Source organism: Enterococcus hailinensis (assembly GCF_045862035.1).
Lineage (GTDB): Bacteria > Bacillota > Bacilli > Lactobacillales > Enterococcaceae > Enterococcus_A > Enterococcus_A hailinensis.
The window spans coordinates 58,052-79,243 of the sequence record NZ_BAAFRV010000011.1; the positions used below are offsets into that span (position 1 = coordinate 58,052).

A 21,192-nucleotide genomic window follows, 5' to 3' on the forward strand; every position below is an offset into this window, starting at 1 on the left:
GATATTTTGGGAATTCCAGTCACGATTGTTTCCGGCTTTTTAGGTTCTGGTAAAACGACGCTGATTAATCAAGTATTAGCAGCCAGTAATGTACCAAAAGAGGAAATCATCATTATTGAAAATGAATTTGGAGAAACAGGAATCGATCACGAACTGTTATTGCACACGAAAGAGCAAGTTCTTCAGCTGAATAATGGCTGTATGTGCTGTAGCTTAAGAGGCGACTTGATCAATACATTGGAAAGTATTGAAGATGTAACGAGAGAATGGCGGATCACTGTATCACAAATCATTATTGAAACGACCGGGATCGCGGATCCACAACCGATCATTCAAACATTATTGACAGCGCCGACGTTACATAATCGTTACTATATCGATAGTATTTTGACGGTCGTTGATACGCATCATATCATGGATTATCTAAAAGAACCATTGATCATGAAGCAGATCGCGATCGCTGATCGGATGTTTCTTTCTGTTAAAGAAGAAGCAGATAAAGAACGATTGCCAGAAATTGGCCGTCTTTTGTATAGCATTAACCCATTGGCAGATCAGCTTGAATTTTATAAAGATCAAGCCATCAAGGCAACCGAATTTTTCAATTTGAATAAATTTCAGGCACCTGTTTTGATAGAAGAAGAGCACACAGAGCATGCTGAAGAGCATCATCATGACGATCATGGCCATGAACATCATGAGCACGAGCATCACCATGATCATGATGACACCCATGGTTTCCAATCATTATTACTTGAAACAGATAAAGTTTTGAATAAAGCACTATTGGTACGCTGGTTAGATTGGCTAGTTTTTTCTAATCAAGAACGCCTTTACCGGTTCAAGGGAATGGTCACTTTAAAAGATCAAGAATTAGCAATGGCACTACAGGGTGTCAATCAACAAATCAATTTTCAATTAACGACCTTACCCGCAGGTATGACGAAAATTGTTTTGATCGGAAAAGAATTGAATGTTGGGAAAATCGAGCGCACGTTCGAACGACTTTGTACAGCCAGCAATCAATGAGTTTGATTAAAAACTAGTGGAGGAAATCATGGAAAAAACAGATATTTCAAGTGCATATCGTCGCTTAAGAAGTCCTAATATTAAAACAAGAAAACGAGCGTTGAAAATTATCAAAGAATTTAAACGTAATAAAAAATAGAAAAAAGCGAGCGTCCATCCTAGATGATACGCTCGCTTTTTTCAGTTAGATAAGCTAGTTCACTGATTAATTTATTGATGCGGATGTCATCGATTTTTTTACTTAAGGCAGTCAGATTTTTTCTAGAAGGTACATCAGCAATGACAAAAAGTTTTTCTGCGGGGATATCCTCAGTCGGAAAATTAGTAATGTAGAGATCTGAAGTAAATAATTCTGAAGTAAAATCATTGCCATACAATTGTGGTCGTACGATCAATGAAACTTTCTCATGATAGCTTTTTTCTAAGTAAAAAACTAGTAGACTAATATGTTTGACGCCTAGATCACTACAAATTTCAGTGACGACCGGCTGGCGTAAAGCATCTAATTGTGTAGGCAGATTTTTCCAATGAATAAATAAGCCAAAAAGGAGATGGTCGAAGTACATGGAGTACCAGGGAGTCGAATTTTTCGTTTCGAGATTGATCAAGGCTTTTTCTAAGACTTTAGAAAAGACAGTAAAGTCTTTTTTGAGGGTTAAGCTATTGTATTGTTCGCGATTATACGCAATAAAATTTTCATAAGGATAGACTTTATAAGAAGTGTAGACCGACTTTAATAAATTTAAACAATTTCTACGACTCCTTTTGGAAAAAGTCAGTTTTAAGACGTCACTGACTGTCGTTAATAGATGATCACAAAGCATCTCGACCTGTTGTTCTTCTTCAAGCGAGTCCCAGGCAATCGATTGCCAAAACAATGTGTAAAACAAATCATTTAAGTCTGATTCTTTTAGATAAACTTCCAAATGTCTTGTGGAATCTTTAAGCGCCTCCTGTTGAGCAGTAACAGTTTTGAACAAATGAATCGGCTGAGAGGGTAAAGTGATGGTATATCCTTGTTCTGATCGAATCAAACTTACGGCAATCAAGAAGGCTAGTTTATTTTGTTCATAGGGTGTTAATTCTAGCTGTAAAATAGTATTGAGGTAGTGGACGGCTTGATCAAGTTGCCCTTTTTCTATGTGAAAAGGCCATTCCAGTGAATCATAGACCTCTAAGAAGTAACTTGTCATAAATAGACGAATTTGTAGTTCATCTGTTCCAGAGATACATAGATCATTACGATCGACAAGGAGTCCACGTCTTTCTAGCCCTTTGTTCAATTGGACGATCCGGCGATAAAGGCTAGAAGAACTTAAAAAAAGTTCTTTTTCTAAGTCAGTTCTTAATTTTCCAGGTTTAAAAAAAAGTAATTCTAGTAATTGAAAACTGGGACTTTCTTTGATCATTTTAGAAAAGATTTCTTGGACAGAACGATTGTCTTTTTCGGATAACCGCAGTTCTGATAGATCATTCTTTTCAATTTGCACAATATCTCCCCACTGAGTATTGATCTCATGACAATTGGTTAAAATTGTTTTTGGTACAGCATCAATTTTTTCGGATATTTCTTTTATTGGGACGAAATTATCAGCATTACGAAGAATCTCGATAATATCGATTTGTCGATTGGTAGTGGAAGATAAAGCGTTTCTCATCATAAATCGCCTCTATTCAGTTAATAATTTTAGTATAAAGCAAAAAAAGCGAACTTGATATAGCAGATTGCTAAATAGATAACTTAATAACAATAAATTTACAAAAAATATCAGCCTAAAATATAAATAAAAGCGAATAAATAATATTAAATAATGGAGTTTGAACTCATTAATTGGTCTAGCTGTAATTTGAATTAATAAGAAATGTTACAAAAAGATGTAACCGTATTCCTTTCTTTATAAAAGACTAGATGATAGTATTTAAAATATGAGAGAGTTGCTATTGATCGAAGCTATTAAAAAAGGAGGATATCTTATGAAACAGATGATTGTTTTAGGTCTATCTTTAATTGCACTAGGAGGATTAGCTGGATGTGGTTCTTCTTCAACTGGGGATACGAATGAGAGTGCCAGTAATAGCCAAAGTGAATCAGTAATGAGTAGTAATGAAGTAACGAGTAGTAGTGAAGGAACAAATACTAACGGAGAACGAAATGTTAGCGTAGAGGATGCTATTCAAATCTTTAAAGATAACTATTCTGATACAGCGATCACATCACTTGATTTAGAACGATCTTTAGGTAAGTACGTGTATAAAATAGAAGGTGTAGACGATAATAAAGAATATGAACTGCAAATAGATAGCGAAACAAAAGAAGTATCAAAAAAATCAGAAGAATCATTGGATACAGATGAACAAGCTGGCGTGAAACGTAAAGCGGACAAACTAGACTTGAACAAGCTGTTAAGTATTGACGAAGTATCTAAGATCGCAGTCAAAGAGGCCGGCAATGGAGAAGCAACAGAATGGTCACTGGATAAAGATTTGGATATCACTTATTGGGAAGTCAAAGTAAAAGATGGACAAAAAGAAACCGAAGTCAAAATCAATGCACAATCAGGTAAGGTATTGGCAACTGATTTAGACGATTAAAAATACGCCGTTAAAGTAGATAAGCTGTCTACTTTAACGGCGTATTTATTTTAGCGTTCAATAAAATCATGTTGGATACATATTTTTTCTTTTTTATTTTCAAAGAAAGCGTTAAATGCACGTTGCCCAATTTCTGTTAAATGATGATCAATACTAGAAAAGCCCAGCAAGCGACTGACTAGAATATTTTCTCGCCCAACAACTAAAGGAGCTGAATTTCCGTATTGCTCTAAGATAATAGCAGCTACTTCATCACCATTCGTTAAAATTCCGTCTACCTTTCGTTTTTTAAAAAAGGCGGCAGCCTTTTCGCCATCCTGACCATGAACGCAACAATCCCAAAAAATATTTTGTTCATTAAATTGCGGAAAAACCTCTTTTACAACTTGCAAAGTCACTTTTGAATTATGACTGATGTTTTTGCTGCGGCCTAATGTGATCCCAACGTGCTGCACACCATGAGCTTTTAGAAACGTAAAAGCTTCACGTAAAGAGTTATCCAAATTGTAGTACACACAACTAACATCGGCATCAGGTATATTCTCACAAAAAATAATTGGGCCGTAACGATGATAATCTTTAAATGCTTCAATCGGATTTGATTTGGTTGTAACGATCAAGCCGTCATACATTTTAGTTGAAAATTCTTCGAGGTAGCGTTGTTCAAGTTGCGGATCATAATCTGTCGGCAACAAAGTAACACGATAATGGTGCTCAAATGCAGCTTCCATGATTCCATTAAGCATCTGATCATAGTATGCATGATTAATGAAAGGCAGTATAACACCAATATTTTTTGTTTTACCATAACTCAGATTCTGAGCCGAACGATTGGGGACATAATTTAGTTCCTTCATCACAGCTAGAATTTGTTCACGTTTTTTTTTCATCGACATAAGGATGATTATTGATGACACGTGAGACGGTTGAAACAGAGTAGCCGGTCATTTTTGCAATATCGCGAATATTAGCCATAGAACACCTCGTAGAAATAATTTATGCTGCCAGATTGTCTCTCAAATATTCTGTCACTGCCGGCCCTGTTTCATAAAAAGTATAGCGGCGGTCTTGATAGAAAAAACTAATAATCGGACTACCAAAAGATTCATCGATTATTAAATGCTTGATATCAGCTAAACACAACGTTGTTGTGATAGGGCGTTTGAAGCCTTGTGGCCGTGTTAGAGTCAATTGGCTTTCAGAAAAGTGTAGAGAAACTTGAAAATGATCCTGCGTTGTATTGCTCTGGATGTTCACATATGTATTCATAAATCTTCCTCCTTTTTCTTTACAAACGAAGTATAGTTTATGAAACGAGTTTCAGAGCAAGTAGTTTGTTTTTCTAAAATAAAGAAAGTTGTTCCCGCTTGTCTTCAAAGGTATGCAGATACTGGAAAACATCTTCTGTCTTCCACAGAATACCATGTTTTTTACATGTATCGCTAAAGAGAGCCATTAAATGATCGTGTTGTGGGCTAGTACAAATATAACTATCTCCAAAAACGGATAAATATTTCTGTTTCATACCTGGGAAATATTTATCTAATTGGTGATAAAAATATTCTCGATTTCCAGCACGTAAGGTGACACCGAAGCCAAAACACATAATTGCTTTGACGCCTGCTTCGATGCAATAAGCTAAAATACCACGTAAATTCTCTTCACTATCATTGATAAAAGGCAAAATCGGAGAGAGCCAAACGACAGTTGGTACACCGGCTGCTTTAAACTGCATCAAAGTCTCGAAACGTTCTTTAGTTGTAGAAACATAGGGCTCTAAAATTTTGCATAGTTCTTCATCGTAAGTAGTTAATGTCATTTCTACTACAGCTTTTGTTTTTTGATTGATTTGTTTTAACAGCTCAAGATCACGCAGGATACGAGTGGATTTTGTTTGGATAGCAACTCCAAATTCATAACGTTCAATCAATTCTAAGGCACCGCGAGTGATTCGTAAACGCGGTTCTAATTGAATATACGGATCAGTCATTGCACCGGTAGTAATCATACAAGGCTGTCTTTTACGTTGTAATTCACGCTCAAAAATTTCTAAAGCGTGCGTCTTGATTTCAATGTCTTCAAAGGGATGATTTAATTGATAACAATCACTTCGACTATCACAGTAAATACAACCATGAGTACACCCGCGAAAGAGATTCAAATTATTTTTAGCTGACAAAATACTTTTATATTCTTTATAGTGCATATAAACACCTCCGAACAAATGTTTGCTTAAATTATCTCATAGAAAGGGTATAGGGACAATCAAAATTTATTAACCTAATTTTAAGAAAGGAAAATCTTTTTATATCAATGAAGAAAGCGTTTAATAGAAGGTGATCTTTTTTTTACTTTCTAATAAAACAATTATTCTTGATGTTTCATCTTTGATAAATAAAGATATTAGTGCTATATTATCAAAAGTTAGTAATACAGATTTCAAGGAGATGTAGTACAGTGAGTAAAAAAGGTGCAGAAATTATTGTCAATAGTTTAGAAAATCATAACGTTCCTTATATTTTTGGGATTCCCGGTGCGAAAATCGACGGCGTATTTGATACATTAGAAGATCATGGTCCAGAATTGATTTTAGCGCGTCATGAACAGAATGCGGCTTTTATGGCTCAAGCGATTGGCCGTTTAACCGGTGAACCTGGCGTAGTCATCGCTACTAGTGGCCCAGGTGCAAGTAATTTAGCAACGGGATTAGTGACTGCAACGGCAGAAGGCGACCCAGTAGTAGCTTTAGCAGGACAAGTAAAACGTTCAGATCTTTCAAAACTGACCCATCAAAGTATGGATAACGCTGCACTATTTGCTCCGATTACCAAATTTAGTACAGAGATTCAGGACTCGGAAACACTATCAGAAAATATTGCGAATGCTTTTCGAATTGCTAAAACAGCTAAAAAGGGTGCAAGTTTTCTTTCAATTCCGCAAGATGTAACTGATGGAGAAGTAACCAGTGAAGCAATCAAACCGTTATCAGCACCTATATTAGGTACGGCGTCAGATGAAGACATCGCTGATTTGGCTCAACGAATCAGTGAAGCAAAATTACCTACACTATTAGTTGGGATGCGTGCTTCTGGGAAAAAAGAAACCGCAGCAATTCGTAAACTTGTTGAGAAAACCGGCTTACCGGTAGTAGAAACGTTCCAAGGAGCAGGGATTATTTCTCGTGATTTAGAAAAACATTTCTTTGGACGTGTGGGGCTTTTTCGCAATCAACCTGGAGATATGTTGCTAAAACGCAGTGATTTAGTTTTGGCTGTCGGCTATGATCCAATCGAGTATGAAGCTCGAAACTGGAATGCTGAAAAAGATGCACGGATCATTGTGATCGATGAAGTACCAATGGAAATCGATCAATACATGCAACCAGAAGCGGAACTAATCGGGAGTATAGCAAAAACAATTGAAAAACTAAGCGATACGATCACTAATTATCAATTATCTTCAGATGCAGAAAATTATTTAGCGACATTGCAAGAAAGGTTAAGCAACGGGGTACAAAAAAATAAAACTGTAGCTGGCCGTGTCCATCCGTTAGAAGTCATCGACTCTTTACAAAAAAATGTGACAGATGACATGACCGTAACAGTAGATGTGGGCAGTCATTATATTTGGATGGCTCGTCATTTTAGAAGTTATGAACCTCGTCACTTGTTATTTAGCAATGGAATGCAAACCTTGGGTGTGGCGTTACCTTGGGCGATCTCAGCTGCTTTGGTCCGACCAAATACACAAATCGTTTCAATCTCTGGCGATGGGGGATTCTTATTCTCTGCTCAAGAACTTGAAACAGCTGTTCGTTTGAAACAAAAAATCATTCATTTGATTTGGAATGATGGTAGCTACAACATGGTTGAGTTCCAAGAAGAAATGAAATACAACCGTTCTTCTGGTGTCCACTTCGGACCAGTAGATTTTGTTAAATATGCAGAAGCTTTTGGCGCAAAGGGTTTACGTGCAACAACAAAAGAAGAATTAGAAGCGGCAATCAATGAAGGATTTGCAACAGATGGCCCTGTAATCATTGATATTCCGATCGATTATTCTGATAACAAAGAATTAGGTAAAACGATTCTACCGGATCAATTTTATTAAGAGGGGATTTTGCATGACAGTGAAAACAAAAAAATATATTTATCAACATGGAACACTTGGTGGTTTGATGCAAGATTTGATGGATGGAACAGAAAAAATCGGAAAACTATTAGATAATGGGGATTTTGGTTTAGGAACACTTGCTGGTTCAAATGGTGAGGTAATCATTTTGGACGGTACTATTTATCACGCAAACGAAGCTGGCGAGATCCACCAGCTGTCTGGAGCTGAATTAACACCTTATGCAGCAGTGACTTCTTTTGTTTCGGATCAACAATTCCAAATAAACAACCAGTCTGATGATAAAATAAAGGAAATGATTTTAGCGAAAATCAGTAAAAATTTGTTTTCAGCTGTTCAAATTAAAGGAACTTTTAAAAAGATGCATGTCCGAGTTGCACCTAAACAAGAAAAGCCTTATCCGCGCTTTGTAGATATTACACGTAATCAACCAGAATTCCATGCAGAAAATATCTCAGGAACAATTGTGGGATTCTTTACACCAGAATTATTTCATGGGGCATCAGCAGCTGGTTTTCATCTACACTTTATTAGTGATGATCACCGTTTTGGCGGACATGTTTTAGATTTTGAATTGAATGCTGGAGAAGTCGATTTGATGGAATTGACTGAACTACGTCAACATTTCCCTGTCGATAATGAAGATTATTTGAATAACGAAATTAAATTAGCTGAAATTTCAAAAGATATTGAAGAAGCAGAATAATAAGCAAAAAGCTGAGCCAAAGTATTTAGATACTTTGACTCGGCTTTTTTGTTAAGAGAAAGGAAATGAAACGATGGTATTCTTGTTTGAATTACGTTAAAATTAAGCCATCAATTTAGAAAAATTGAAAAAATAGAATTTTAAACAATAAATGATCCATAGTTGGAGGAATAGATATGAGTTGGGAAAATCAGGAAGCCAAAGAAGCGGCCTATCAATTATTATTATTGCAACAAAAAGCATTACTTGAAGGAGAAACAGATTTAATTGCGAATTTAGCAAATTCTTCTGCATTATTGAATCAAACATTGAAAGCAACGATTTTTGCAGGATATTATTTATTTAAAAATGATGAATTGATTTTAGGGCCTTTCCAAGGAAATGTTTCATGTGTGCATATTGCTATGGGCAAAGGTGTTTGCGGAGAATCAGCAGAAAAAAATCAAACATTGATTGTTGAAAATGTTTTGGAGCATAAAAATTATATCGCTTGTGATTCAGCGGCGCGATCAGAAATCGTTGTTCCTATGAAAAAGGGAGAGCAGTTGATTGGTGTGCTAGATTTAGATAGTTCAGAAATAGGCATGTATGATCAAATCGATCAGTTTTATTTAGAACAATATGTCTCATTATTGTTAGATAATCTTGTTTAAAGCACGTATTAAGATTTAAAAAAGAGGGTTATTTAATAAATAGCACCTTTATTGTGGTTTTTTATTATATTTAATGCTATTATATAAATGTATTATAAAACATTAATGAGGTGGTTGAATGAATAAAGAAGCGATTATTGTAGGAGAAAACTATGAATGCCGTAAGACTGATTTTGCTCGGCCAATCATTGGAGAAGTTGTCCATAAAGATGATACTGGTTGTGTAGTAAATGTTGAGCGTTTTAGCGGCTTAGATGCTGATAAAATCGATGCTCAAAATGGTCAAGTAGCAATCACATATGATGAAGTGGCGGGAATCGTCACAAATAATAGTTACCTACGTTAGCAAAAACACTTAGCAAACCATTCTTGGTTTTCTAAGTGTTTTTATTTTGCAGACATATTTAGTTAGGATTAATCAGTCTTATTAATTATTTGAATCAGTACATTACCGAATTCGTTAGTCGATAGTTCTTTGACATGCAACATCTGAGCAAAATCATGAGTGACTAACCGATTGTCTAACGCTTGCTCGATGGCTGATATGATTTTCTGACTCGCTTCAGTCCAGCCTAAATAATCTAAGAGCATCGTTGCTGATAACAGCAATGAACAAGGATTGGCCCAACCTTTTCCAACAATATCGGGAGCGGTCCCGTGGGTGGCTTCGAAAATAGCGTGGCCAGATCGATAATTGATATTTGCTCCCGGGGAGATACCAATGCCGCCAACTTGGGCAGCTAAGGCATCTGAAATATAATCGCCGTTTAAATTCGTTGTCGCTATCACTTGATAGTTTTCAGGATAAAGAAGACTTTGTTGTAAAAAATTATCGGCAATCACGTCATCAACGATAATTTTTTTAGCTGCTGTTGCTTGTTCTAACATTTGCTGTGCTTTTAATTTGCCTTTTTCCGTTACTATCTGCTTATATTGGTTCATAGTAAAGATATTTGGATATTCTTGTTCTATCCATGTATAGCCCCAGTTTTTAAAACCACCTTCAGTAAATTTCATAATATTTCCCTTGTGAACTAAAGTGACGCGTGTTTTATGGTGATCAATCGCATAATCAATTGCCGCACGAATCAGACGTTCGCTGCCTTCTTGTGATATTGGTTTAATACCTATAGCACTTGTGTGAGGAAAGCGAATATTTGTCACTTGTAGTTGTGTAGTTAAAAAATTAATTAATTTATTTGCTTCTTCAGAACCTTTTGCAAATTCGATACCGGCATACACATCTTCTGTATTTTCTCTGAATACTGTGATTGCTGTTTTTTCTGGTTGCTTTAATGGAGAAGGGACACCAGCAAAATAGCGAATTGGTCGAACACAGGCGTACAGATCCAATTCTTGCCGCAGAGTTACATTCAAGGAGCGGAATCCTTCGCCAATTGGGGTCGTCAAGGGTCCTTTGATCGCTACTTTGTTTTTTCTGATTGTTTGGATCGTTTCCTCAGGTAACCAATCACCAGTTTGCCGGAAAGCTTTTTCACCGGCTAAAACTTCAAGCCAATTAATCTTTCTTTCGTCAGTGTATGCTGAGGTGATAGCGGCATCGACAACTTTTTTTGTCACTTGCCAAATTTCAGGGCCGATACCATCACCTTCGATATAAGGAATGATTGGATTTGTCATTATTAAAGCACCTCTGCATTCATTTTTTTACGTATCACTAAAGGAAGGATTCCTTGATTTTTCCAATAGATGATATCTGCGTCAGAATCAAACCGCAGTTTTACTTGGAATGATGTTTCCTTTTCACCTTGGACTGTTACGGTAATCAACTGATTGATTGTAGGTTCTGCAGAAAAATCAAAGCTAAATATTTCAAAGCCAGTTAGACCAAGTGAATCAGCCGTTTGACCAGGTAAATATTCAAAAGGAACCACGCCCATCATGACTAAGTTGCTGCGATGAATCCGTTCATAGCTTTCTGCAAGGACAGCTTTTACTCCTAAAAGATTAGTTCCTTTAGCAGCCCAGTCACGGGAAGAACCCATTCCGTAATCTTTTCCAGCTAAAATAATGGTAGAGATATTTTCTGATTGATAATTCATTGCTGCATCGTAAATTGAAAGTTCTTCTCTAGTAAGTCTAAATCTTGTAAACCCACCGCTTGTGTCTGGTGTTAATTGATTTTGAATCCGGATATTACCAAAAGTTCCGCGCATCATTACTTCATGATTTCCTCGACGGGAACCAAAAGAATTAAAATCTTTATATGCTAATCCGTGCTCCTTCAAATATTTTCCGGCCGGTGATCGAAGTCCGATATTTCCAGCTGGGGAAATATGATCTGTAGTGACGGTATCACCAAATTTTGCCAGCACATGAAGATTATTAAGATCTATAGATTTTTTAGTCGTTTGGTCAATCGCAGTAAAAAAAGGCGGGTTGGCAATATAAGTTGAAGTCTCATCCCATTCATAACAATCTCCAGTTGAAGTTTTGATTTTATTCCAACGTTCATTGGAATAATAAATATCTTGATAAGCATTACGAAAATCTTCAGGATCCAAATATTGAGTGATGTAAGAAGCTACCTCTTCTTGAGTAGGCCAAAGATCTTTCAAATAAATTTCCGTATCATCAACGATTGCGATGGCTTCAGTAGTAAGGTCTTTTTGTATAGTTCCAGCTAATGCATAAGCAATTACCAAAGGCGGCGAGGCTAGGTAGTTCGCTTTGATCAAGGGATGAATTCGACCTTCGAAATTTCGATTTCCAGATAAAATAGCTGAGACGACTAATTCACTTTCTCTAAGTGTTGTTTCGATGGCCGGATCTAGCGGTCCAGAATTTCCAATACAAGTAGTACAACCATAACCGACAATATCAAAGCCTAACTGAGCTAACGGTTCTAATAATTGTCCTTTTTCTAAATATTGTGTAACGATTTTTGAGCCAGGTGCCAAAGACGTTTTGATAGTTGGAGCGACAGATAGTCCTAAAGCGACTGCTTTTTTAGCCAAAAGACCTGCCGCCACCATCACAGAAGGGTTGCTGGTATTGGTGCAGCTAGTGATGGCTGCTAAAACTAAATCGCCTGTTTGAATCGAACTATTTGTTCCACCAATAGGTTCTTTGCGAAAGCGTTCATCATTAGTTAGACCAAATCCTTGTGGCCCTTTTTCGTTGGTTAATGAAGTTGAAAAATTTTTAGCGACTTCAGGAAGTATCACACGATCTTGCGGACGCTTCGGGCCGGAAACCGACGATGTGATTGTAGTGAGATCAACTTTGATTATACGAGTATAATTTGGCTGCTCACTTCCATCATAAAAAAGATGGTTGGTTTTGGCATAAGTTTCGACGATTGTAACTAATTCATCTGTTCTGCCAGTTAAACGAAGATATTGAAGAGTCTCTTCATCGATGGGGCAGAATCCGCAAGTAGCACCATACTCAGGTGCCATATTTGCGATTGTTGCACGGTCAGATAGACTTAAACGCTTATAGCCATTACCAAAATATTCAACAAATTTTCCTACAACTTTTTCATTACGCAAAAGTTCTGTCAGAAATAAAGCCAAATCTGTAGCAGATGCTCCTGGGCTAAGTTCCCCAGTGATTTCAACACCAATCACTTCAGGAGTAGGAAAGTAGGAAGCTTCCCCAAGAATTGCTGCTTCTGCTTCGATACCTCCGACACCCCAACCAAGAACACCTAAGCCGTTGATCATCGTAGTATGTGAGTCTGTGCCCTCTAAAGAATCTGGAAACAATAAATTTTCAGGACTTTTTATAATCACATCGGATATATATTCTAGATTCACTTGATGGATGATGCCTGTTTCTGGTGGTACGACTTCGAAGTTATCGAAAGCTTGTTGTGCCCACTTTAAAAATTGATAACGTTCATGATTGCGCTCAAATTCTTTTTCAGTATTAAAAGCTAGGCTTTGTTTGCTGCCAGCAGAATCAACTTGTACAGAGTGGTCAACTACTAAAGTTACAGGGATTTCTGGATTGATTACTCGTGGATCACCGCCTAATTTTACGACTGCATCTCTCATCGCAGCTAAATCTACAACTGCAGGCACTCCAGTAAAATCTTGTAAAACAACGCGAGAAGGCCGAAATGGCACGACACCATTGGGTTTTTGCGGATCAAAAGCTGTTAAGTTCTCTAAAGCACCAAATTCTTGATGACGAGCCAAACTTTCGAGTAATATACGAATGCTATAAGGAAAACTAGCAATACTTTTTCCATAAGAGGCAGTGATAGCTGAAAGATCAAAGTAAGTGTATTGTTCGTTTTTTATTTCTAACGTCTTTTTCCAATCAAACAAAAAATCCCTCCTGATTCCGTTATCTAATATAATTATTTTGGTTTATTATACGAGTAAAAAAAAAGAAAGTAAATCAAATTATTAAAAGTATTTCATTTTAAAACAATGGTGTTATAATGTTTTGTAATTGAAATACAATTATCGGTAAAGTGAGGAGGACGTAGTGATGTTAGATTTGAATCAATTAGCTGAAATTTGTCGAACAAAGGATTATCTAGATGCTTCTTTGTATCGGAAGTATGAGGTTAAAAAGGGACTGCGAGACGTTGACGGAAAAGGAGTTTTGGCAGGGCTTACTAATATATCGACCATTCATTCTCAAATAATGAAAAACGGTAAAACTATCTCAAATTTGGGTGAATTAAGGTACCGTGGAATTAACATTAACCAGTTAGTTGATGGTTTTGTATCTGAAAGACGTTTAGGCTTTGAAGAAGTTAGTTATTTGTTATTATTTGGTTCGCTTCCTACAAATGATCAATTGAAAAACTTTAGTACAGCAATTGGTAAAAGACGAACACTTCCAACTCATTTTGTGCGAGATGTTATTATGAAAGCACCGTCGCATAATATTATGAACGTCATGGCTCGCAGTGTTTTAACATTAGGTTGTTATGATCCGCGAGCAGATGATATCAGTATCGAGAATGTTTTGGATCAATCATTGAATTTGATTGCGACTTTTCCGATGCTGGCGGTTTATTCATATCATGCGTATAATCACTATGCAAAAGATGAAAGCATGTATATTCATCGTCCTGACGAATCCCTTAGTACAGCTGAAGCAATTTTAACGATGCTGCGTCCTGATAAAAAATATACTTTTCAAGAAGCACAAACCCTGGATATGGCTTTAGTCCTCCATATGGAACACGGGGGAGGAAATAATTCGACTTTTACAACACGAGTCGTTACTTCTAGTGGGACGGATACATATTCGACGATCGCAGCGGCGCTAGGTTCTTTAAAAGGTCCACGACATGGTGGAGCAAACATCAAAGTGACTCAAATGATGGAAGATTTAAAAAGAAGTATAACCAATTGCGATGATGAAGATGCTATTCGAGCATATTTAGAAAAAGTTTTAGCCAAGGAAGCATTTGACTATCAAGGATTGATTTATGGAATGGGCCATGCAGTTTACGCAGAATCAGATCCGCGAGCTGAAATTTTTAAACAATATGTTGAGAAATTAGCGAAAGAAAAAGGTTCCGATGCCTATAAAGAATTTAATTTATACCAAAAAGTAGAACGGATTGCTCCAGAAGTAATCGCACAAAAGCGGAAAGTCTATAAGGGTGTGAGTGCCAATATCGACTTTTTCAGTGGTTTTGTTTATCATATGCTGGCTTTGCCGCAAGAATTATATATACCTATGTTTGCAACTGCAAGAATCGTTGGTTGGTCAGCCCATCGAATTGAAGAACTCGTCAATGCGCAAAAAATTATCCGTCCAGCTTATATGGAAGTTTCTGAGGATAATAGTTATCGCCAATTAAATGAACGATAATCTAAACAGGGTGTGACCAATAAAGTCACACCCTGTTTTATTATTCTGAAATTAAATTTAAATGTAAGCAAGCTTTCCAAATGCCATCATCGGAAACACTGTCTGTTACGTAAGCTGCTTTTTCTTTCAAAGAAGGCGTGGCGTTACCCATAGCGATTGGAAAACCAACCGTGTGAAACATAGTAAAATCATTTTCTTCATCACCAAAAGCAAGAGCTTGAGCAACATCAATTCCCATAGACGAACAAATTTTTTGGATTCCTTCAGCTTTGGTGCCATTTTTCAAATGAATATTTGCAGTAAAAGGTGCTACCTTTTCTATAATCAAAGGGAATCTTCAGCCAATTTTAACTGTCTGAGATCTTTTAAGGGAACAATCAATTGAACGATATCTTTTGGTAAAGGATCTTGTTCATTTAGTCTAACTTTTCCAGTCGGATGCTCACCGCGGTAGGTGCTGCCTTCTAAGTAATAAATTCCATGAGGTGTTTCAAGCATAAACTCGATTGTTGCTTGTTTTAATTGTTCAATCAAAGGAATCAATATTTTTGTTGGAATCGTATTTTGATGAATTAATTCACCTCGATAGTGGACGCAGTTACCATTCGAAGAAATAATACTATCGACATCTAGGCTGTGAGCTAGTTCAAGTAACGTTCGATAATGACGACCAGAAGCGATGACAGGTTCAATTTTATTTTCTTTCAATTTTTTTAAGGCTTTTTTGGCTGATTCAGGCACTCTTTCAGTGAATGGTAATTCACGAGGTAATTGATTATCTGCTAATGTTCCATCAATATCGAAAAAAGCGACACGATAATTATCCATAAGATCCCTCCTGATAAATAAACTTTTTCATTAAGTATAAAGGAACAACGAAAAAATGTATAAACAGAAATTTTAATAAGTTTTGACTATCCAGAAAAAGGTCATTTAGGACGATTAGATTATTTGGGGAGAAAGAATAACTATAAAATAATAATTTATTTTTATAAAAATTGTAGCTATTTTTCTTTCTTAAATAAATGATATAACAATATCTGTTCTTAGAAAAATATTTAAAATGTTGAAAAAACTAGAATATTCATTTTTTTATATCTACTTTAAAACGGCTTGTTTCTGTAGAAAGATTCATGCTACTATTTATTCATCATAAAATATATTCAAATAAGGGGGATATTATGAATAGTTTTGCAGAAAATCTACTAAGTTTAATTGATTCAAAAAAGAAGCGTATGGTTGAGATTCGTCGTTATTTACATGCACATCCTGAGTTGTCTTTTGAAGAACAGGAAACAGCTAAATACATCGTGGACTTCTATCAAAATCTAGCGTGTACAGTTAAGAAGAATGTCGGCGGATATGGAGTAGTCGTTGAAATCGATAGTGGAAAACCAGGAAAAAATCTTGCTTTAAGAGCGGACTTTGATGCATTGCCAATCCAAGAAGAAACCGGCTTGCCTTTTGCTTCTGAAAATCCTGGAATTATGCACGCTTGCGGCCATGACGCACACACAGCTTATATGCTGATTTTAGCAGAATGTTTAATTGAATTGAAAGAACAGTTTTCCGGTAAAGTTACTATCCTCCATCAACCTGCCGAAGAAACACCTCCGGGGGGAGCGATTCAAATGATCAAAGACGGCTGTCTTGATGGCGTAGACCATGTAGTGGGTTGTCACGTAATGTCAGGGTTTGATTTAGGAACAATCTACTATCACGCAGGTGCGACTCAAACTGGTCGAGCTACTTTCAAGTTGAAAGTACAAGGAAAGGGAAGTCACGGCTCAATGCCTAATGCCGGAATTGATGCTGTACTTGTGGGGAGTCAAATTGTTGTAAATCTCCAAAGTATTGTCAGTCGTCGTGTAAATCCATTTGATATGACGACATTAACTGTAGGGTCATTTGATGGAAAAGGCTCTGCAAATGTCTTAAAGGATGCAGTCTTTTTAGAAGGGGACATCCGAATGATGAATGAAGAAAGTCGTAAATTGGTCAAAGCAGCCTTTGAAGATACCGTTAGAGGTGTTTGTGAAGTGTATGGCGCTACATATGAATTAGATTATGTAGATGATTATCCGGTCTTGATGAACGATCAACCGTTAACCGAATTTGTTGCTAATAGTTTAGAGCAGCATCCATTTGCAGAATTAAAAAAAGTAGTGGATAGCGGTCCAATCGCTCCTTCTGAAGATTTCGCGTATTATTGCCAAGAACGTCCGAGCTGTTTCTTTTATGTTGGTGCAACAGGAGAAGGACAAGTAGCTTACCCGCATCATCATCCAAAGTTTGATATTGATGAAGCATCTATATTAATTGCAGCCAAAACGATGGCGACAGTTGTTTCAGAGTACTTTAATCAGGAGAAATAGTATGAAAGAAAAGAAAATATTTTATGGTTGGATTGTTGTTCTTGGCTGTGTTTGTATCACTGCGACTGTAGTACCGATGGTTATGTCATTAGCAAATGTCTATCTTTTATCAGTAACAGAAGATATGGCAATATCTCGAAGTGCTTTTACTTTAGTCAATACGATCACACAATCAATGGGGATTATTTTTTCTCCAATCGTAGCTAAAAAGCTAGCGACCGGAGATTTAAAAAAGATCCAAACGATTGCTTTGATTGCTTTTGTGGGAGCCTACTTTAGTTTTTCATTCGCAACTGCCGTTTGGCAATTATATTTATTAGCTATCGTGTTGGGTATTGCCTATACGAGTAGTACTTTGATTCCAGTAAGTATGATGATCACTAATTGGTTTGAAGAAAAACGTGGTTTAGCAATGAGTATTGCAATGGCAGGGATAGGTTTGGGTGGCTTTATCTTCAGTCCGGTATTAAGTTATTTATTGACCACTTTTGGCTGGCGTGCCTCATACCGTATCATGGCTATATTACTTTTAGCTATCACGATTCCGATTTCTTTATTTGTATTAAAGAAGAGCCCTTCAGAAATGGGATTACAAGCATATGGGGCAACGAAAAAAGCAGAACAGATGACACACGAGGAAAAAGAATCTGCTTTAACGGTCCATCAATTGATTAGACAGCCTGTTTTCTTGATGTTAGTATTCGGCATTTTTTGTAATGGTCTATTAAATTCCGGTTCTTTAGGACAATTTCCACCAGCACTAGAAGAAATGCACGGAGTCGTTGTGAAATCATCGATCATTTCCCTGTATTCATTAGTCGGTATTTTTGGCAAATTAATTTTAGGCTGGATCGATGATCGATTTGGAACAGTAAAAAGTACGATTTTCGGTTGCGGATTCATGACTTTGGCCTTTATTTTATTATTAAATGGCCATCAATTGGTGATGATTTATTTAATGGCCTTTTGCTTTGGACTAGGTACGCCGATCGGAACAGTCTCGCCGCCGCTGATTACAGCAAGAATTTATGGCCGAAAGCATTATGCTGAGGTGTATGGAATCATCAGCAGTATTTCCCAAGTAGGGTTGACGTTAGGCTCATTGATTATAGCTAGTATCTATGACAAGACGGGTTCTTATCAAAATGGCTGGAAGTTATTGATTGTTTTAACGATCATTACGATGATAACGTGGATTTTATCAATGCGGATGCCAAGAAAAAGAGACCAATTATTAGAAACAGAATAAACTAAAAGCCACTCATTTTATTGAGTGGCTTTTAGTTTTATAAAAAAGTTTATATTTTCACAAATCAAGAATTAAAGCAGCCTTAGTTGAAGCCAAATCAATATTTTCGATCGGAACAGTAATCTTTTTCAGTAAACATTTTCTCATAACATATAAAAGATTCATCCGGTCGTTTTCTTCCAAGGGATACGAAATTACTAATTCTTCTTGGTCACTAGGAACGATGATATCAATTGTCGGTAGTAGAGATAAAATTAAATCAGCATTTTCGATTTTATTGGTAAATAACGGTATTATTTTCGGGGTAAATATCTCAGTCAACTCATTTTTTAAGTAATTTAAACTAAGAGTCCCTAAATTGGAAACAATAAAAATCGATAAACATTCACGTAATGACTCTAAAGAAAAAAAATAAAGACAGAGCAGGATAAAGTAACTTAATAAGTTAAATAATATATGGGCAATTTTGTTAGTATTTAATAGCAATATACTAAAAAAGTAAGGATCTATATCAAAGAAATTCTCATAAAATGGGTAGAGATGTGGGATACTTACTGGATAGTAGTATTGAAAGAACTGTTTGAAAAGTTTAACGTGGAATAATAATTATGTTCTATGGGTATTTGGTTATTAGCAGTCAATGGTGGAAGGTTCTATAACCCTTTTAAATAAAAACAGCAGTTCCTTTTAAAGGAACTGCTGTTTTTATTTATGAACGTTTGCGTTTATTTTTCTTTTCTAGTTGTTCAATGGCTTGAGCCAATTCTTGGAGCGCTTCAGGATCGACTTCTTTTTCTAATAGCTCGGTTAAACGTTCGATCCATAACTCAGGTTCTTTATTTCCTAGCCGACCAATTGCCCAAAAGGCCGTTCCACGAATCACCGGGCGAACATCTTGCTGTGCTATTTGGTATAAGTCTGGCAATGCTGTGCGATCACCTAAATTAGCTAATGCAATGATAGCATTTCTTTGCAAGGGTTTCTTTCCACGCCAAGCACCTGATAAATGGCCAAATTGTGCTTTGAATTCCTTATTAGAAAGGCTTAGCATCGGTTTTAATTTTGGATAGACTGTATCGACTTGGGGTTCCATTTCTTGATGAAAATGGAAATCTTTGCCTTGATTGTAAGGACAAACAAGTTGACAAATATCACAACCATAAATGACATTGCTCATTTTTTTTCGATATTCTTCAGGCATCATCGTTTTTGTTTGAGTTTGGTAAGACAAGCAACGCTGTGCATTCATCCGTCCGTCGCCTAGGAGTGCTTTCGTCGGACAGGCTTTGATACAGCGGGTACACTCGCCGCAACCGAAAGGAACCGGTTCATCGACTTCAAAATCAATATTCGTGACGATTTCTCCCAAATAAACAAAAGAACCAAATTCTTCAGTGATCAATAAGCCGTTTCGGCCAATAAAACCAAGACCCGCCCGTTGCGCCACCGAAACATCGACCAGCTCACCTGTATCTACTTGTGGTCTGAAACGCCATTCTTCAGCTCCGGGTTCGGCGGCGGCTTCTGATTGGATGAAGGCAATCAATTGATTTAAACGATCACGTAAAATGTCGTGATAATCAATTCCCCAAGAAGCCCGGGCGAACATTCCTCGTTTCTCGTCTTTTGGAATCTCCTCGTGGATTTTTGTCGGGTAGGCCAAAGCGATTGAAATAATCGTTTTAGGGCCTTCAAATGTTCGTTCAGGATAAATCCGTTCTTCGATTACTGGATGTTCAAATCCAGAAGTATAGCCGCGTTCTTTTTGTTCTCGCAATGAATCTTCTAAATGATCAAATGGTTCTGCAGAAGCAAACCCGATTTTATCGATACCGAGGCGCTGGCTTTCAGCGATGATTTTTTCTTTAAGCGTCATGGTGATTATTCCTCCTTAAATAGTGGTCAAAAACAGTAAGTAAAGGGTGCTTCAATAAAAGATAAAAGACAAGCGTCCCTCCAGCGTGTAGTAGATCAAAGGGTAGACCGCTAAAATAATATGGCCAAAAATGGGTGATTCCAAAAAAAGGAGCTAAAAATAATGAAATTAAAAATCCATAAAGTAAACTCACACAAACACAAGTGATCAATTGCCAAGAAAGTTTTTGCTTGAGCGGAGTTATGCGTGTGATTTGATGAATTAAGAGAATCAATAAAATAAACACACCCACTTGGGCAATTGTCCAAATCCCCATTCCTAAATAAAAATTGGTAATAATCATAGATAAAGCACTAATGATGACAGCCGGATGCGGACCAATATATAACGTAATCAATAAAATAATGGCTGTCACAGGCTGAGCATTGGGAATTACTTGCGTCAAAAAGCGTCCAACCACACAAACAGCGGTTAAAAGTGCATAAAGTGTTAAATCTTTTGTTTTCATTAGAGCTTATTTTCCTTTACTATAGATAATTCTCATTATAAACGAGAAGAGAGAATATGGTCGACTGATAGATCAGCGAGCAAAACAAAAAGCATTGATCAAAAGATCAATACTTTAGTTGAATAAATCGAATTGGTTTTAATGGAGCTGGCGGGAGTCGCTTAAATGCTCATAAATCAATATCTAAAGTATTTTGAATGCTATATTGAATGCTATTGAGCTAAAAATCAATGAACTCGTTGAACTTATTCGCTAGTTTTTCTTT

General features: G+C 36.7%; 19 protein-coding genes and 1 pseudogene. 10 read left to right on the forward strand and 10 right to left on the reverse strand.

Features of this window, described 5'->3' with window-relative positions; translation table 11 throughout:
* Nucleotides 1–6 precede the first annotated feature (6 nt).
* Nucleotides 7–1,029 carry a CobW family GTP-binding protein gene (locus ACKTSC_RS09160; RefSeq protein ID WP_332581190.1) on the forward strand — a complete coding sequence of 341 codons (1,023 nt, stop codon included), beginning with the start codon at nt 7–9 and terminating at the stop codon, nt 1,027–1,029.
* A 28-nt stretch (nt 1,030–1,057) separates the two neighbouring features.
* Nucleotides 1,058–1,168 (forward strand): putative metal homeostasis protein, encoded by a 111-nt coding sequence (locus tag ACKTSC_RS09165; protein ID WP_332581189.1) that lies wholly within the window; start codon nt 1,058–1,060, stop codon nt 1,166–1,168.
* 19 nt (nt 1,169–1,187) lie between these two features.
* Here the strand turns inward: ACKTSC_RS09165 and ACKTSC_RS09170 are convergent, their stop codons facing one another.
* A complete protein-coding gene (locus ACKTSC_RS09170) occupies nt 1,188–2,690 on the reverse strand; it encodes an AcpB/EbpR/MafR family transcriptional regulator (protein ID WP_407857420.1) in 1,503 nt (500 codons plus the stop codon).
* A 313-nt stretch (nt 2,691–3,003) separates the two neighbouring features.
* Between ACKTSC_RS09170 and ACKTSC_RS09175 the strand changes: the two genes are divergently transcribed.
* Complete coding sequence (locus ACKTSC_RS09175; RefSeq protein ID WP_332654217.1) at nt 3,004–3,621, forward strand: PepSY domain-containing protein; 618 nt, start codon at nt 3,004–3,006, stop codon at nt 3,619–3,621.
* Nucleotides 3,622–3,671: 50 nt separating this feature from the next.
* On the opposite strand, the pseudogene ACKTSC_RS09180 reads toward ACKTSC_RS09175, so the two are convergent.
* From ACKTSC_RS09180 to ACKTSC_RS09190, 3 genes and pseudogenes are all read right to left on the reverse strand, one after another.
* A pseudogene (locus ACKTSC_RS09180) lies at nt 3,672–4,596 on the reverse strand (LacI family DNA-binding transcriptional regulator).
* 21 nt (nt 4,597–4,617) lie between these two features.
* Nucleotides 4,618–4,890 carry a hypothetical protein gene (locus tag ACKTSC_RS09185; protein WP_407857421.1) on the reverse strand — a complete coding sequence of 91 codons (273 nt, stop codon included), beginning with the start codon at nt 4,888–4,890 and terminating at the stop codon, nt 4,618–4,620.
* A gap of 73 nt (nt 4,891–4,963) precedes the next feature.
* A complete protein-coding gene (locus ACKTSC_RS09190) occupies nt 4,964–5,827 on the reverse strand; it encodes an SPL family radical SAM protein (protein ID WP_407857422.1) in 864 nt (287 codons plus the stop codon).
* A 251-nt stretch (nt 5,828–6,078) separates the two neighbouring features.
* Here ACKTSC_RS09190 and alsS point away from each other — a divergent pair, with 251 nt between their 5' ends.
* From alsS to ACKTSC_RS09210, 4 genes are all read left to right on the forward strand, one after another.
* Nucleotides 6,079–7,731, forward strand: a complete 1,653-nt coding sequence (alsS, locus tag ACKTSC_RS09195; RefSeq protein ID WP_407857423.1) for an acetolactate synthase AlsS — start codon at nt 6,079–6,081, stop codon at nt 7,729–7,731.
* A gap of 13 nt (nt 7,732–7,744) precedes the next feature.
* Nucleotides 7,745–8,458 (forward strand): acetolactate decarboxylase, encoded by a 714-nt coding sequence (gene budA, locus ACKTSC_RS09200; protein ID WP_407857424.1) that lies wholly within the window; start codon nt 7,745–7,747, stop codon nt 8,456–8,458.
* Between the two features lie 176 nt (nt 8,459–8,634).
* Nucleotides 8,635–9,111, forward strand: a complete 477-nt coding sequence (locus ACKTSC_RS09205; RefSeq protein ID WP_332654207.1) for a GAF domain-containing protein — start codon at nt 8,635–8,637, stop codon at nt 9,109–9,111.
* A gap of 118 nt (nt 9,112–9,229) precedes the next feature.
* The gene (locus ACKTSC_RS09210) at nt 9,230–9,457 is read left to right on the forward strand and encodes a hypothetical protein (protein WP_332581180.1); all 228 of its coding nucleotides are present in this window, start codon (nt 9,230–9,232) and stop codon (nt 9,455–9,457) included.
* Nucleotides 9,458–9,525: 68 nt separating this feature from the next.
* On the opposite strand, the gene icd is transcribed toward ACKTSC_RS09210, so the two are convergent.
* Both icd and acnA read right to left on the reverse strand, forming a co-directional pair.
* Nucleotides 9,526–10,752 (reverse strand): NADP-dependent isocitrate dehydrogenase, encoded by a 1,227-nt coding sequence (gene icd / locus ACKTSC_RS09215; RefSeq protein WP_407857425.1) that lies wholly within the window; start codon nt 10,750–10,752, stop codon nt 9,526–9,528.
* 2 nt (nt 10,753–10,754) lie between these two features.
* Nucleotides 10,755–13,409: an aconitate hydratase AcnA gene (gene acnA, locus ACKTSC_RS09220; protein ID WP_407857426.1), complete on the reverse strand. Its 2,655-nt coding sequence runs from the start codon at nt 13,407–13,409 to the stop codon at nt 10,755–10,757.
* A 166-nt stretch (nt 13,410–13,575) separates the two neighbouring features.
* On the opposite strand from acnA, the gene ACKTSC_RS09225 reads away from it, so the two are divergent.
* Nucleotides 13,576–14,919: a citrate/2-methylcitrate synthase gene (locus ACKTSC_RS09225; protein ID WP_407857427.1), complete on the forward strand. Its 1,344-nt coding sequence runs from the start codon at nt 13,576–13,578 to the stop codon at nt 14,917–14,919.
* A gap of 40 nt (nt 14,920–14,959) precedes the next feature.
* Here ACKTSC_RS09225 and ACKTSC_RS09230 read toward each other — a convergent pair whose 3' ends face one another.
* Entirely contained in the window at nt 14,960–15,247 is a 288-nt protein-coding gene (locus ACKTSC_RS09230) for an HAD hydrolase family protein (RefSeq protein ID WP_407857428.1), read from the reverse strand.
* Nucleotides 15,244–15,747, reverse strand: a complete 504-nt coding sequence (locus ACKTSC_RS09235; protein WP_407857429.1) for an HAD family hydrolase — start codon at nt 15,745–15,747, stop codon at nt 15,244–15,246. The genes ACKTSC_RS09230 and ACKTSC_RS09235 overlap by 4 nt, the downstream gene beginning before the upstream one ends.
* A 353-nt stretch (nt 15,748–16,100) precedes the next feature.
* On the opposite strand from ACKTSC_RS09235, the gene ACKTSC_RS09240 reads away from it, so the two are divergent.
* Both ACKTSC_RS09240 and ACKTSC_RS09245 read left to right on the forward strand, forming a co-directional pair.
* Nucleotides 16,101–17,294, forward strand: coding sequence for an amidohydrolase (locus tag ACKTSC_RS09240; protein WP_407857430.1), 1,194 nt, complete (start codon nt 16,101–16,103; stop codon nt 17,292–17,294).
* Nucleotide 17,295: 1 nt separating this feature from the next.
* The gene (locus ACKTSC_RS09245; RefSeq protein WP_407857431.1) at nt 17,296–18,543 is read left to right on the forward strand and encodes an MFS transporter; all 1,248 of its coding nucleotides are present in this window, start codon (nt 17,296–17,298) and stop codon (nt 18,541–18,543) included.
* A 709-nt stretch (nt 18,544–19,252) separates the two neighbouring features.
* Here ACKTSC_RS09245 and queG read toward each other — a convergent pair.
* On the reverse strand, nt 19,253–20,419 hold the full coding sequence (gene queG, locus ACKTSC_RS09250; RefSeq protein ID WP_407857432.1) for a tRNA epoxyqueuosine(34) reductase QueG: 1,167 nt from the start codon (nt 20,417–20,419) through the stop codon (nt 19,253–19,255).
* Entirely contained in the window at nt 20,409–20,927 is a 519-nt protein-coding gene (locus tag ACKTSC_RS09255; protein WP_407857433.1) for an ECF transporter S component, read from the reverse strand. The genes queG and ACKTSC_RS09255 overlap by 11 nt, the downstream gene beginning before the upstream one ends.
* Between the last annotated feature and the right edge of the window lie 265 nt (nt 20,928–21,192).

Coding starts and splice junctions, on each gene's coding strand:
- ACKTSC_RS09170 (WP_407857420.1), bottom strand. CDS start 2,690: ATGATGAGAAACGCTTTATCTTCCACTACCAATCGACAAATCGATATT.
- ACKTSC_RS09185 (WP_407857421.1), bottom strand. CDS start 4,890: ATGAATACATATGTGAACATCCAGAGCAATACAACGCAGGATCATTTT.
- ACKTSC_RS09190 (WP_407857422.1), bottom strand. CDS start 5,827: ATGCACTATAAAGAATATAAAAGTATTTTGTCAGCTAAAAATAATTTG.
- ACKTSC_RS09210 (WP_332581180.1), top strand. CDS start 9,230: ATGAATAAAGAAGCGATTATTGTAGGAGAAAACTATGAATGCCGTAAG.
- ACKTSC_RS09205 (WP_332654207.1), top strand. CDS start 8,635: ATGAGTTGGGAAAATCAGGAAGCCAAAGAAGCGGCCTATCAATTATTA.
- ACKTSC_RS09245 (WP_407857431.1), top strand. CDS start 17,296: ATGAAAGAAAAGAAAATATTTTATGGTTGGATTGTTGTTCTTGGCTGT.
- ACKTSC_RS09225 (WP_407857427.1), top strand. CDS start 13,576: ATGTTAGATTTGAATCAATTAGCTGAAATTTGTCGAACAAAGGATTAT.
- ACKTSC_RS09255 (WP_407857433.1), bottom strand. CDS start 20,927: ATGAAAACAAAAGATTTAACACTTTATGCACTTTTAACCGCTGTTTGT.
- budA (WP_407857424.1), top strand. CDS start 7,745: ATGACAGTGAAAACAAAAAAATATATTTATCAACATGGAACACTTGGT.
- queG (WP_407857432.1), bottom strand. CDS start 20,419: ATGACGCTTAAAGAAAAAATCATCGCTGAAAGCCAGCGCCTCGGTATC.
- ACKTSC_RS09235 (WP_407857429.1), bottom strand. CDS start 15,747: ATGGATAATTATCGTGTCGCTTTTTTCGATATTGATGGAACATTAGCA.
- ACKTSC_RS09165 (WP_332581189.1), top strand. CDS start 1,058: ATGGAAAAAACAGATATTTCAAGTGCATATCGTCGCTTAAGAAGTCCT.
- ACKTSC_RS09175 (WP_332654217.1), top strand. CDS start 3,004: ATGAAACAGATGATTGTTTTAGGTCTATCTTTAATTGCACTAGGAGGA.
- ACKTSC_RS09240 (WP_407857430.1), top strand. CDS start 16,101: ATGAATAGTTTTGCAGAAAATCTACTAAGTTTAATTGATTCAAAAAAG.
- icd (WP_407857425.1), bottom strand. CDS start 10,752: ATGACAAATCCAATCATTCCTTATATCGAAGGTGATGGTATCGGCCCT.